This is a genomic window from Psychrobacter sp. CAM01, from assembly GCF_032842965.1.
Lineage (GTDB): Bacteria > Pseudomonadota > Gammaproteobacteria > Pseudomonadales > Moraxellaceae > Psychrobacter > Psychrobacter celer.
On the sequence record NZ_JAWJBL010000008.1, the window covers coordinates 1 to 14,206 of the forward strand.

Sequence of the window (14,206 nt, forward strand, 5' to 3'; positions counted from 1 at the left end):
TTCGCTATCCGTGAAGGTGGCCGTACTGTAGGTGCTGGTGTGGTAGCTAACGTTAAAAACTAAGCGATACTGATCTCAGCACAAGCTGACACCGAGTATTGAGTAGTGAAAAGCCATCCTTTATAGGGTGGCTTTTTTTTGGGTGCTTATAAGGGTTTATGGGAGTTATGAGAGAAAGGGGAGGGAAGGATGCTTCATAAAACCATGTTTTTTAAAGCTATAACTATCAATAACTGCAGTAGGGAAAAATACCGTTATTTTTGTTTTTAGTCTATTGTATTTTTTATGAGAGCTTGCTATATTAACGCTACTTCTAAAAAGTCAGTTGGACCATCAGTTTTTATCTAGTTAAGACTGATATAGCCGAAAAATGACTAAGAGCAAAGCTCGGTAAAAATGATGATTTTACCGCTAAGGGCTTGCATTCTATGCTAAATATTGTATAATGCTGTCCTTTACACCCATAGGCGATTGGCTCAATTGGTAGAGCATCGGTCTCCAAAACCGAGGGTTGTAGGTTCGAGTCCTACATCGCCTGCCATCTTCTTATCACATCTTTGTTGTACCTCACCATCTCCGAAGCGAGTTCTTTATGAGCAATAATCAAGATAACCTCGAGAATAAGTTATCTGATGCCAAGGCGACGGCGAGCTCGATGCTGACTAAAGGTAAGCACGTCTCAGCAGGCAATAAGACCACTGCGGTCGAGGTTGCTAAGACAGGCTCAATCAAAGATTTGATTTTGTGGCTTATAGCCGCAGTAGTATTAATTGCGGCAACATTGGTCAATCAGTATTTACCCGGTTATTGGCAGCCTGCCAATGATATCTGGGTGCGTATTGGTATCATTGTTGCTTTGGTTGTGGTTGCTTTTGTGTGTCTGGTCTTAACCCATCAGGGTCGTGCTTTCAAAATATTATTAAAAGACGCCGCGGTTGAGCTACGCCGAGTGACCTGGCCGAGTAAAGACGAAACCTTTCAGTACACATGGCAAGTGCTTGTCGTGATTGCGATTGTTGGGTTTTTTATTTGGCTGTTGGATAACTTTTTTAATTGGTTCGTTGGTATCTTTATTGGCTAGTCACACGTATTAGTGGGCAAAACCAAAATGGATAGATAACGACTTATTTATAATGATCAGGAGCGTGATATGCGTTGGTATATTGTCCAAGCATTTTCAGGATATGAAAAGCAAGTACAGCGTTCATTAACTGATCGTATCAACCGCAGTGAGTTTGCTGATTCGTTCGGTGATGTGTTGGTGCCGACAGAAGAAGTCGTCGAAATGAAAGACGGCAAAAAGCGTAAAAGTGAGCGTAAGTTCTTTCCAGGATATGTATTGATCCAGATGGAAATGAATGACAATACGTGGCACATCGTCAAAGACTGTCCACGTATTATGGGCTTTATTGGCGGTACGCCAGAGATGCCAGCGCCCATCACGCAAGCAGAAGCGGATCGTATTTTGAACCGTCTAAATCAGACTGAAGCTGACCCACGTCCTAAGACGCTCTTTGAGCCAGGCGAAGAATTATTGGTCATCGATGGTCCATTTACTGACTTTAAAGGGTTGGTAGAAAAAGTGGACTATGAAAAGTCTAAACTACATCTGACGGTAAACGTATTTAATAGGCCGACTCAGGTCGAGCTTGAGTTTAGTAAAGTTGAAAAACTAGACTAAACCTATAAAGTTTATTAACCGGGGAGCTGTTTTTCGACGAGGTTTATATCGCGTTGATTTGGCGTTATCACCCATTTAGGAGAGTATCATGGCTAAGAAGATTGATGGTTACATCAAACTGCAAGTGCCTGCAGGTAAAGCAAACCCTTCACCACCGATTGGTCCAGCTTTGGGTCAAAAAGGCGTGAACATCATGGCGTTCTGTAAAGAATTTAACGCTGCGACTTCATCTCAAGAGCCGGGTCTGCCGATCCCAACTGAGATCACTGTCTATAGCGATAAGTCTTTTACTTTTATCATGAAGTCACCACCAGCTGCGTTTTTACTACGTAAAGCCGCTGGTATCACGAAAGGTTCTGGTACGCCAAACACCGCAAAAGTCGGTAAAGTTGACCGTGCACAACTAGAAGAAATCGTGAAGACTAAAGACGCAGATTTGACTGCTGCTGATCTTGACGCTGCTGTTCGTACCATCGCTGGTACCGCTCGTTCAATGGGTATTACCGTGGAGGGTGTGTAAATGAGTAAACTTACTAAGCGTCAAAAGCTAATCGCTGATCGCGTTGAAAACGAAAAGCTATACACTCTTGAAGAAGCGGTTCAAATCCTAAACGATTTGCCACCTTTGAAGTTCAAAGAGTCTATCGACATCGCAGTAAACTTGGGCGTTGATCCACGTAAATCTGACCAAGTCGTTCGTGGTGCTACCAATCTACCTGCCGGTACTGGTAAAACCAAACGCGTTGCCGTATTCGCTCAAGGCGCTGCTGCTGAAGCCGCCAAAGAAGCTGGTGCAGACGTTGTAGGGTTTGAAGACCTAGCAGAAGACATTAAAGCCGGTAACATGGACTTTGACGTCGTTATCGCAGCTCCAGATGCGATGCGTGTGGTGGGTCAACTAGGTACAATCCTAGGTCCACGTGGCCTAATGCCTAACCCGAAAGTTGGTACAGTAACGCCAAACGTTGCGGAAGCTGTGACCAATGCCAAAGCTGGTCAAGCACAGTACCGTGTTGACAAAGCGGGTATCATCCACACCACTATCGGTCAAGTTGGTTTTACAACTGAACAAGTTGCCCAAAACGTTCAAGCATTGATCTCAGATCTAAAGCGCGCCAAGCCTGCTACGTCTAAAGGTACATTCATTAAGAAAATCACATTGTCTAGCACCATGGGCCCAGGCATCACTATCGATCCTGTTCCTTATCGCGTGGCTAAATAGTTTTTTGCATAAAAATTACTCGATATTCGACGATTTTGAATAAAGAGCATATATTGTTTTAAAGAATTAGGTCAGCGTAGCAAACGCTATGCTGTCTAAGACCGTAGGTAGAAAGCGGTTTCACGTTATTATTAAGTGGTCTTTTGACAGCTAGTGATGACGATAAGCTGCTTTTGTTAATCGACGACAGATGAAAATCTTAGTTGTCCTACGCAGACGGTGACCCACCCAGTTGTTGATAAGAGCCGATAAACCGGTATTTATACCAAGCTATCACTCGATGTCAGTCTGATAACGGTGCCGTAATCAGTCGTTATGAATAAACTTTATTTTTAGAAGTTATGAATAACGTGTCGTATCAAGTCAATCTTAGCTGATCGTTTTTAACTAAAAGATGAGCGGATTGATAAGATTAAAGGAGTCAACTTATGGCATTAACGCTAGAACAAAAACAACAAGTTGTGGCTGAAGTGTCTGAAGTTGCTGCTAATGCTTACTCAGCAGTAGCTGCCGAATATCACGGTATTGGTGTTGCACAGCTTACTAAGCTGCGCGAACAAGCTCGTGAAAAAGGCGTCGTTTTAAAAGTGGTGAAAAACACCCTAGCAAAACGTGCGTTTGAAGGCACTAATTTTGAGAGCATGTCAGACCGTATGACTGGTCCACTACTTTTGGCTTTCTCTATGGAAGACTTGGGTTCTGCTGCCAGAGTCGTTTTCGACTTTAGCAAAGAAAACAAAGCGTTAGAGACCAAAATAGTATCAGTCGGTGGTGAAGTTTATGGTCCAGAAGAGCTAGAGCGCGTATCGAAGCTACCAACTCGCGACGAAGCAATCTCTATCTTGATGGCAACTATGAACGCACCAGTGACCAAGCTTGTCCAGACTATGAACGCTGTTCCTGGCAAGTTCGTTCGCACTGTAGCGGCAATCAAAGACGCAAAAGAAGCTGCTTAATTGCTTGTTTTAACGTAACTTTGACATCGCTGGTTGTACTGTATTGCCAACTCTATTTGCATATTTGGCAAACGACCAAAGCGATATTAAAATCAATTAATTTTTATCAGATAACGGAGAGTTCCCATGGCACTATCTAAAGAAGATGTGTTAAACGCAATCGCTGAAATGTCAGTAATGGACATCGTTGAGCTAATCAGCGATATGGAAGAAAAATTCGGCGTAACTGCTGCTGTTGCTGCTGCTGCACCTGCTGCTGCCGCTGGTGGCGCTGCTGCTGCTGAAGAAAAAGACGAGTTTGACGTTGTTCTTGCTAGCTTCGGCGACAAGAAAGTTGGCGTTATCAAAGCTGTACGTGAAGCAACTGGTCTTGGCCTAAAAGAAGCGAAAGATTTGGTTGAAAGTGCTCCAGCACCAATCAAAGAAGGCGCATCTAAAGACGAAGCTGAAGAGTTGAAAAAGAAACTTGAAGAAGCTGGTGCAACTGTTGAACTAAAATAAGTTTAACGCTGTACGAAAAAAAAGCTGGTAATGCCTTGCATTGCCAGCTTTTTTTTACTATAATTCGTAGCTTGACCTTTTGTGTCTGCCAACATACGTATGCAACATCACGGTGGATACCCATCAAAAGGACAGACGATATACATGCAAGCACACATGCCAGTTTTTAAAATCAGTGATATGAGCTAAACGTCTTGAGATGTTTGGCGTTTTTTTGTGTCTGCATGCTTTTCCATTAACGCTATAGTTTACACTGATTCTAAAAGTTATAGTTATCCCCAATATTATTAGTTCTAATAAGCTGTTGATCTTAGGTTATTTATTTTGCATGGTTGTACTGTCAGTATGTAGGCTCGTAGACGGTAGATATCAGCGACGATATTGGTTTTGATGAGTGACAGCTGATGGGGTTTTGGCTGGGTGATTTAGGTAAAAGACCTAGATACTGATGACAAAACTTGATAGAGGTGCTAAGCCGGCACTGGTAGTAAAGTAGTCATTAACAAAAGATATAAACTGAACACGAACACCTGTTTTATATTAACGTTTACGTTGCTATGTTTGCATAGTATTTATGCACACATGTCACGCTTTTAATTTGTTTCCACGTTTACTGTAAGGACTCTCGATGGCATATTCTTATACTGAAAAAAAGCGTATTCGCAAAAGTTTTGCTGAATTGCCCACTGTAATGGACATTCCCTATTTACTGTCTATTCAAGTAGATTCTTATGAGCAATTTTTGCAAGAGCACAAAAAGCCGAAAGCTCGTGAGAATACTGGTCTGCAAGCTGCCTTTTCATCTATTTTTCCGATTGAGAGTCATTCTGGTAATGCAGAGCTACAATTCGTTGAATATTACTTAGGCGAGCCTGAGTTTGATGAGCGTGAGTGTATCTTGCGTGGCTCAACGTTTGCAGCACCGATGCGTGTCAAGATCCGTTTGATTATCAAGGACAAAGACAGCAAAGACAAAGACAGCAAAGCGGCGATTAAAGACATCCGTGAGCAAAGCGTCTATATGGGCGAGATACCACTGATGACTGATAACGGTACCTTTATTATTAATGGTACTGAGCGTGTCATCGTATCACAATTGCACCGCTCGCCTGGTGTGTTCTTTGATCATGATAAAGGTAAGTCGCACTCAAGTGGTAAGGTGCTTTATAACGCTCGTATCATTCCTTACCGCGGCTCATGGCTTGACTTTGAATTTGATGCCAAAGACTTAGTTTTTGCTCGTATTGACCGTCGTCGTAAGTTACTTGCGTCTATTATCTTACGTGCGCTTGGTTTGACGACCTCTGAAATCTTAGACTTGTTCTTTGATAAGGTAAAAGTCTATAAAGGTGAAGAGCAGTTTGAGATTGATCTGGTCGCTGATCGTCTGCGCGGCGAGATGGCTCAGTTCGATATCGTCTCACCTGACGGTGATGTCATCGTCGAGCAGGGCAAACGTATCAATGCTCGCCGTATCCGTCAGCTAGAGCAAGCAGGTATGACCAAAATTGCTGTGCCTGATGAATATCTATACGAGCGCATCTTGGCTGAAGATATCGTGGTCAACGGTGAAGTGATTGCTCATGCCAATACGCTCATCGATCATGAATTACTGGTCAAGCTCAGTGCGTTTGAAGCCAGTGATGCGCTCAAAGAGTTTAGCATTTTGTTCACCAACGATATCGATCAAGGCAGTTATATCGCCGATACGCTACGTGCTGATACCACTTCTAGCCGTGAAGAAGCATTGATTGAGATCTACAAAGTCATGCGCCCAGGTGAGCCACCAACGGTTGAGACCGCTGAAAAGCTGTTTGAGAGCATGTTCTTTAACGCCGATCGTTATGACTTGTCAAACGTCGGTCGTATGAAGTTTAACCGTCGCCTAGGTCTTGAGTTTGAGGACACTGACGACGCTGATATCCAGCGTGCGCGTAGTGTGTTAACCAATGATGACATCATCAATGTGTTAAAAGAGCTGATTGAGATTCGTAATGGTCGCGGTGAAGTCGACGATATCGATCACTTAGGTAACCGCCGTATTCGTTCAGTGGGCGAGATGGCAGAGAACCAGTTCCGCGTCGGCCTTGTGCGCGTAGAGCGTGCGGTCAAAGAGCGTCTGTCGTCAGCTGAATCTGATAACTTATCGCCACAAGATTTGATCAACTCAAAACCAGTAGCAGCGGCAGTTAAAGAGTTCTTTGGCTCAAGTCAGTTGTCACAGTTTATGGACCAAAACAACCCATTGTCTGAAGTCACCCATAAGCGCCGTGTATCCGCGCTTGGCCCAGGTGGTCTGACCCGTGAGCGTGCAGGCTTTGAAGTACGTGACGTTCATGACACCCATTATGGCCGTGTCTGTCCGATTGAGACGCCTGAAGGTCCAAACATTGGTCTGATCAACTCACTAGCGACCTTTGCCAAAACCAACAGCTTTGGTTTCTTAGAAACGCCTTATCGCCGTGTGGTTGATGGCAAAGTAACTGACCAGATCGAATACTTATCTGCCATCGAAGAAGTTGGTACGGTCATTGCTCAGGCAGATTCGCCAGTGAATGAAAACGGTGAGCTGAGCGATGAGATGGTCAGTGTGCGTAGCTATGGTGAATTTGTCCGTATGCCACCAGAAAAAGTGACGCATATGGATGTGTCGCCAAGTCAGGTAGTGTCGGTCGCCGCAGGTTTGATCCCATTCCTAGAGCATGATGATGCCAACCGTGCATTGATGGGTTCAAACATGCAGCGTCAGGCGGTTCCGACGCTACGTGCGGATAAGCCGTTAGTGGGTACGGGTATGGAGCGTCACGTCGCGCGTGACTCTGGCGTTTGTGTGATCGCTAAGCGCGGCGGTGTGATCGAAGACGTCGATGCCTCACGTATCGTCGTGCGTGTCAACGAAGAGGAGATGGTCGCGGGCGAAGCGGGTATCGATATCTATAACTTGATCAAATACACACGCTCAAACCAAAATACTTGTATCAACCAGCGCATCATTGTCAACCAAGGCGACGAAATCGCTTCAGGGGATATTTTAGCTGATGGCCCATCAACCGATTTGGGTGAGTTGGCGCTTGGTCAAAACATTCGTATCGCCTTTATGCCGTGGAATGGTTATAACTTCGAAGACTCGATTTTGCTTTCTGAAAAAGTGGTGAAAGAAGATCGCTTTACCACCATTCATATTCAAGAATTGACTTGTGTGGCGCGTGATACCAAGCTTGGAACAGAGGAAATCACTGCTGATATTCCAAACGTTGGTGAAGCGGCGCTCTCAAACCTTGATGAGGCAGGTATCGTTTATATCGGTGCTGAAGTAGACGCAGGCGACATCTTGGTTGGTAAAGTCACACCAAAAGGTGAGACGCAGCTCACGCCAGAAGAGAAATTGCTACGGGCTATCTTTGGTGAAAAAGCCGCTGATGTAAAAGATACCTCACTGCGGGTGCCAACCTCAAGCAAAGGTACGGTCATCGACGTACAAGTCTTCACCCGTGATGGTGTCGAAAAAGATGCGCGTGCCAAAGCAATCGAGAAGTCGCAGCTTGATAGCTATCGTAAAGATTTAAAAGAAGAGCTACGTATCTTTGAAGAAGCGGCTCGCGGCCGTATTGGTACCTTGCTTGATGGTCAAAAAGTCAGTGGCGGTGCTGGTCTAAAAGCCGGTACAGTCATGGCGTTGGCTGACATGAAAGAGATGAGCCTTGAGACGCTGCTTGATATCCAGCCAGTCGAAGAAGAGATCTCTGAGCGTCTCACCCAGATCGCTGATTACTTGGTCGATAAGCAAAAAGACATCGATGTGAAATTTGCAGAGAAAAAACGCAAATTAACGGCTGGTGATGACTTGCAGCATGGCGTCCAAAAAATCGTCAAGGTCTATCTGGCGGTGAAACGTCGTATCCAGCCAGGGGATAAAATGGCCGGTCGTCATGGTAACAAAGGTGTGGTATCACGCATCATGCCGGTCGAAGACATGCCGTATGATGAGCATGGCAATACTGTCGATATCGTATTGAACCCGCTAGGTGTACCATCGCGTATGAACATCGGTCAGGTGCTTGAGACGCATTTGGGTATGGCGGCCAAAGGCTTGGGTGAAAAGATTGACGGTATGCTAAAAGCACAGGCGGCAGTCAAAGAGTTACGTGAGTTTTTAGACAAGATTTACAACCAAGTCGGTGGTGAGTCAGTCGATCTAGACAGCTTGTCTGATGATGATATCTTGGCATTAGCAGACAATCTACGTGATGGCGTGCCGATGGGTACAGCAGTGTTTGATGGTGCTCACGAGTATCAAGTCAAAGACTTGCTAGAGCTTGCTGGTATGGATCGTGATGGTCAGCAAACCTTGTATGATGGCCGTACCGGTCAGAAGTTTGACCGTAAAGTGACCGTGGGTTACATGTATATGCTCAAGCTTAACCACTTGGTCGATGACAAGATGCACGCGCGTTCAACGGGTTCTTACTCACTGGTCACCCAGCAGCCACTAGGTGGTAAAGCACAGTTCGGTGGTCAGAGATTCGGTGAGATGGAAGTATGGGCACTAGAAGCGTACGGCGCGACCTACACGTTGCAAGAGATGCTGACAGTGAAATCAGATGACGTCGAAGGCCGTACCCGTATGTACAAAAACATCGTCGATGGTGAGCAGTACATGGATCCGGGTATGCCTGAGTCATTCAACGTACTGACCAAAGAAATCAAATCACTGGGTATTAATATTGAGTTAAAACAAAGCAACTAAACCCAAAGCAGAAAGATTGCTGTTTAACTTAGTTGTCAACCAAAAGTAGTACGCTTATGGCGACTGCTTTTGGTAATTTGTCTCAACCCGATTCATTGCCTTCATTCATCTAACTTGGCGTCGACAATATGCTGCTAGATGATTATAAAGATAACGGAGAAGCAACTTGAAAGATTTACTCGATATCATGCAAAGCCCTACCGCTAGCGGTAATCAAGAGTTTGATAGTATTCAAATTACCTTAGCCGCCCCTGATGTGGTTAAGTCGTGGTCACATGGTGAAGTTAAAAAACCAGAAACAATCAACTACCGTACATTTAAGCCTGAGCGTGATGGTCTGTTTTGTGCCAAAATTTTTGGCCCAGTCAAAGACTTTGAATGTTTGTGCGGCAAGTATAAACGCCGTAAGTTCCAAGGCGTTATCTGTGAGAAGTGTGGCGTAGAAGTCACCACTGCCAAAGTTCGCCGTGATCGTATGGGTCACATTGACCTTGCAAGCCCTGTTGCGCATATTTGGTTCTTAAAGTCTCTGCCAAGCCGTATCGGTCTACTGCTCGACATGACCCTACGCGATATCGAACGCGTTCTATACTTTGAGAGCTATATCGTCACTGAGCCTGGCCTGACTTCTTTAGAGAAGTACCAGCTGCTCGATGATGAAGACTACTACAAAGCCCTAGAAGAGTTCGGTGACGAATTCACCGCCAAAATGGGTGCAGAAGCGGTACAAGACCTGCTCAAAGACATCGATATTGATCTCGAGATTGATGAGCTGCGCGAAGCGATTCCGCAAACAGGCTCTGAAACCAAGCTCAAAAAGATGTCTAAGCGCCTAAAACTATTAGAAGCGTTCCGTGACTCGAACAACAAGCCTGAGTGGATGGTAATGAATATCTTACCAGTATTGCCACCAGACTTGCGCCCATTGGTACCACTAGAAGGTGGCCGTTTTGCGACATCAGATCTAAACGATCTTTATCGCCGTGTCATCAACCGTAACAACCGTCTAAAGCGTCTGCTCGAGCTAAGCGCACCTGATATCATCGTACGTAACGAAAAACGCATGCTACAAGAATCAGTGGATGCCTTGCTTGATAACGGTCGCCGTGGTCGTGCAATTACTGGTAGTAACAAGCGTCCATTGAAATCTTTGGCAGACATGATCAAAGGTAAGCAAGGTCGTTTCCGTCAAAACTTACTTGGTAAACGTGTTGATTACTCTGGCCGTTCGGTCATCGTTGTTGGTCCGACCCTGCGTCTGCATCAGTGTGGTCTGCCAAAGAAAATGGCACTTGAGTTGTTTAAGCCATTTACTTACAACAAGCTACTATCGCATGGCCTAGCCACAACGATTAAAGCCGCCAAAAAGATGGTAGAGCGTGAAGAGCCGCAAGTATGGGATATGCTGGCCATGGTTATCCGTGAGCATCCAGTCCTACTAAACCGTGCGCCAACGCTTCACCGTTTGGGTTTACAGGCGTTTGAGCCGGTACTTATTGAAGGTAAAGCGATCCAATTGCATCCGCTGGTTTGTACCGCGTTTAACGCTGACTTTGATGGTGATCAAATGGCCGTACACGTGCCATTGACGCTAGAAGCTCAGCTCGAATCGCGTGCATTGATGATGTCGACCAACAACATCCTATCGCCTGCCAACGGTGATCCAATCATCGTACCCTCACAGGATGTTGTACTTGGTCTGTACTACATTAGCCGCTCGTCGATCAATGCCAAAGGCGAAGGCATGATATTTTCGACCGTCAACGAAGCTTTGCGTGCCATCGGTTCAAACGACTTGCATGTCAACGCAAAAATCAAAGTGCGTGTGACAGAAACGCATGTCGATGCAGAGGGCAACGAAAGCAAAGAAGTCACTCTAAAAGATACAGTGGCTGGTCGTTTGCTTATCTGGAACATCATGCCAAAAGGCATGTCGTTTGATGAGTGCAACCAAGAGATGACCAAAAAGAACATCTCGCGTTTGATCAACTCTTGCTACCGTAAAGTTGGCGTCAAAGAAAGTGTCATGTTTGCTGACCAATTGATGTATCTTGGTTTTGCTCAAGCGACATTATCAGGCGTATCAATCGGTATCGATGATATGGTGATTCCGCCGCTGAAAAAACAAATCATCGAAACCGCCGAAGCAGAAGTTCGCGAAATCGAAGATCAGTTTGAGCAAGGTTTTGTGACCGCAGGTGAGCGTTATAACAAAGTCGTCGATATCTGGTCGCGTACCAACGATAAAGTCGCTAAAGCGATGATGGACAACTTAGCGACCGATAAAGTCATCAATGCCCAAGGTGAAGAAGACGAGCAAAAATCATTTAACTCTATCTTTATCATGTCAGACTCTGGTGCTCGTGGTAGTGCCGCGCAGATTCGTCAGCTTGCTGGTATGCGTGGTTTGATGGCAAAACCAGATGGCTCAATCATTGAGACACCGATTAAAGCCAACTTCCGCGAAGGTTTGACCGTACTACAGTACTTTATCTCGACGCACGGTGCGCGTAAAGGTCTGGCTGATACTGCCCTAAAAACGGCTAACTCAGGTTACCTAACGCGTCGCTTGGTCGATGTGGCGCAAGATTTGGTTGTGACCAGCGAAGACTGTGGTACCGAAGAAGGCTTGCTCATGAAGCCGCACATCCAAGGTGGTGAGATCATCGAAAAACTCGGTGAGCTTGTCCTGGGCCGTGTGACCGCGCGTGATGTGACGTATAATGACGATCCGTCAAAAGTCTTGATTCCAGCGGGTACGTTGATCGATGAGCATTGGGTAAATGTGCTAGACAATAACGCCATTGATGACATCTGGGTACGCTCAGTGATTACTTGTGAAGTAGAGCATGGCGTGTGTTCACAGTGTTATGGTCGTGATCTGGCTCGTGGTCATAAGGTCAATATTGGTGAGTCAGTTGGTGTCATGGCAGCGCAGTCAATCGGTGAGCCTGGTACTCAGTTGACCATGCGTACCTTCCACGTGGGCGGTGCGGCAAGCTCTGCATCTGTGGACAACAGCATCTCAGCACGTAATGCAGGTCAAGTGCATTTTGAAAACATGAAAACGGTTGAACACACTGATGGTCACTTGGTTATCGTCTCGCGTTCAGCGGAACTTGCGTTGACCGATGAGCTTGGTCGTGAGCGTGAGCGCTATAAAGTGCCTTATGGCTCAAGTGTTCTGGTGAAAAACGAAGAGCAAGTCGAAGGCGGCCAAACCATCGCTAAATGGGATCCGCATACGCATCCAATTATCACAGAGTTCGCCGGTACGGCACGCTTTAGTGATATCATTGATGGTTCGACAGCGACGGTGAAAGTCGATGATGCAACGGGTATGAGCTCGTTTGAGATTTTAGCGACTCGTGACCGTTCAAGCTCGGCTAAAGATTTGCGTCCTGCTATCATCTTGAATACGGATGAAGGCAAAGAAGTGGTTTATTTCTTGCCAGCGGAAACCATCATCCGTGTCAGCGACGGTGAAAAAGTAGCCGCAGGTTCGGTATTAGGCCGTGTACCACAAGCGTCATCAGGTACCAAGGATATTACCGGTGGTCTACCACGTGTGGCTGATTTGTTTGAAGCACGTCGTCCAAAAGATCATGCGATCATGGCAGAGATGACCGGTGTGGTCAGCTTTGGTAAAGAAACCAAAGGGAAAAACCGCTTTATCATCACCAATGAAGATGGTGAGGTGCATGAAGAGCTAATCCCGAAATGGCGTCAGATCAACGTCTTCGAAAACGAGACAGTTGCTCGCGGTGAGATCATCGCTGATGGTCCGCAAAACCCGCACGATATCCTACGTCTAAAAGGTCAAACCGCCCTTGCTGATTATATCGTTAACGAAGTGCAGGATGTCTATCGTCTGCAAGGTGTAAAAATCAACGATAAGCACATCGAAGTTATTATTCGTCAGATGCTGCGCAAAGTTGAAGTGACTGATGGCGGTGACTCAAACCACTTTAAAGGCGATCAGGTCGAGTACGCGGATATCAAAGCGTTAAATAGCAAGCTTGAAGCCGAAGGTAAGTTCCCAGTACAGTACGAGCGTCAATTGCTTGGTATCACCAAAGCAAGTCTGGCAACAGAAAGCTTTATCTCAGCGGCGTCGTTCCAGGAGACTACTCGTGTCCTAACTGCTGCTGCGGTAACAGGTAAAGTTGATGAGCTACGTGGTCTAAAAGAAAACGTGGTCGTTGGTCGCCTGATTCCTGCTGGTACAGGGCTTGCTTATCACAAAGCCCGTAAAGAAAAAGCAGAGCAAAAACTGCAAGAGTCAGATCTAAACGCAGCTTTTGATATGACGGCTAGCACCGATAGTAAAGACTTTGCAAGCTTTGATGAAGCCTTTGCGCAAGAGCTAAATCAAGACAATTAATTGTCTTTGATGTCTTATCACTCTCAAAAAAGCCAGCCTATGTTGCTGGCTTTTTTGTGCGCGTACAAAAATCAGAAAGACGTGGTACTGTTATCCAAAAAAATAGTACACTGAAAAATAAGCCCTCACTTATATCTTATAGAAGGATGAATCGCCAATGGCTGGTAAAACCCGTGTTGCCAAGTATCAAGCAGACCGCACCAATCAAAAGCTGTATTTTTGTCGTCTTGCTTGTCAAGCGGCGGACAGTAGCAATGATAAGCAGCTATATCAGGCTCACTGTGAAACCGCTATTTTTCATTTATATGGTGCATTGTTGGCTTTTACTCAGGAGCTTGGACATTTTTATGGTTTAAACATGACAGCGCCGACATTATGCGATATCAAGCAAGCACTAAGTGCGCGTACGCAGGTATCGCCTGAAGTCCAGCGTTTACAACAACTGCAGCAGCAGGGCTTTGTGGCCAACATAGAGCGCGCGTATCAGCGTAGCTTGTATGCGGTACCGCCAGATACAGTGATTGATGAGATGCTAGGTGCAAGCGGGGATAAGGCGAAAGCGGCTGATCTTATTGTCAGCGTTGTGACGTTATCGAACCAGTGGCTGCCAGATGAAGCCACCATCCGCGAGTGGCGTCAGCAGCTCTTAGAGCTGATAGAGCAGCTGCGCGCGGGTATGGTTGAGTTTTAACCACCCTGATCCATACTGTTGTTT

General features: G+C 45.7%; 9 protein-coding genes and 1 tRNA gene. All 10 read left to right on the plus strand.

The annotated features are described in order from the left end of the window. The first annotated feature begins 465 nt into the window (after positions 1–465). Positions 466–541, plus strand: a tRNA-Trp gene (locus R0I52_RS03695). A gap of 51 nt (positions 542–592) precedes the next feature. Next, on the plus strand, positions 593–1,081 hold the full coding sequence (gene secE, locus R0I52_RS03700; RefSeq protein WP_317053213.1) for a preprotein translocase subunit SecE: 489 nt from the start codon (positions 593–595) through the stop codon (positions 1,079–1,081). A 69-nt stretch (positions 1,082–1,150) separates the two neighbouring features. Beyond that, on the plus strand, positions 1,151–1,681 hold the full coding sequence (gene nusG / locus R0I52_RS03705) for a transcription termination/antitermination protein NusG (RefSeq protein WP_075100322.1): 531 nt from the start codon (positions 1,151–1,153) through the stop codon (positions 1,679–1,681). 88 nt (positions 1,682–1,769) lie between these two features. Continuing rightward, positions 1,770–2,201, plus strand: coding sequence for a 50S ribosomal protein L11 (gene rplK, locus R0I52_RS03710; protein ID WP_075100323.1), 432 nt, complete (start codon positions 1,770–1,772; stop codon positions 2,199–2,201). Continuing rightward, positions 2,202–2,903, plus strand: a complete 702-nt coding sequence (gene rplA, locus R0I52_RS03715) for a 50S ribosomal protein L1 (RefSeq protein ID WP_317053214.1) — start codon at positions 2,202–2,204, stop codon at positions 2,901–2,903. 428 nt (positions 2,904–3,331) lie between these two features. Continuing rightward, positions 3,332–3,859, plus strand: coding sequence for a 50S ribosomal protein L10 (gene rplJ / locus R0I52_RS03720; RefSeq protein WP_075100325.1), 528 nt, complete (start codon positions 3,332–3,334; stop codon positions 3,857–3,859). 126 nt (positions 3,860–3,985) lie between these two features. Continuing rightward, positions 3,986–4,360 (plus strand): 50S ribosomal protein L7/L12, encoded by a 375-nt coding sequence (gene rplL, locus R0I52_RS03725; protein WP_105244189.1) that lies wholly within the window; start codon positions 3,986–3,988, stop codon positions 4,358–4,360. A gap of 628 nt (positions 4,361–4,988) precedes the next feature. Further along, positions 4,989–9,107 (plus strand): DNA-directed RNA polymerase subunit beta, encoded by a 4,119-nt coding sequence (gene rpoB / locus R0I52_RS03730; RefSeq protein WP_317053215.1) that lies wholly within the window; start codon positions 4,989–4,991, stop codon positions 9,105–9,107. 166 nt (positions 9,108–9,273) lie between these two features. After that, positions 9,274–13,491 carry a DNA-directed RNA polymerase subunit beta' gene (gene rpoC / locus R0I52_RS03735; protein ID WP_317053216.1) on the plus strand — a complete coding sequence of 1,406 codons (4,218 nt, stop codon included), beginning with the start codon at positions 9,274–9,276 and terminating at the stop codon, positions 13,489–13,491. A 157-nt stretch (positions 13,492–13,648) separates the two neighbouring features. Beyond that, on the plus strand, positions 13,649–14,182 hold the full coding sequence (locus R0I52_RS03740; RefSeq protein ID WP_317053217.1) for a DUF6586 family protein: 534 nt from the start codon (positions 13,649–13,651) through the stop codon (positions 14,180–14,182). Positions 14,183–14,206 lie beyond the last annotated feature (24 nt).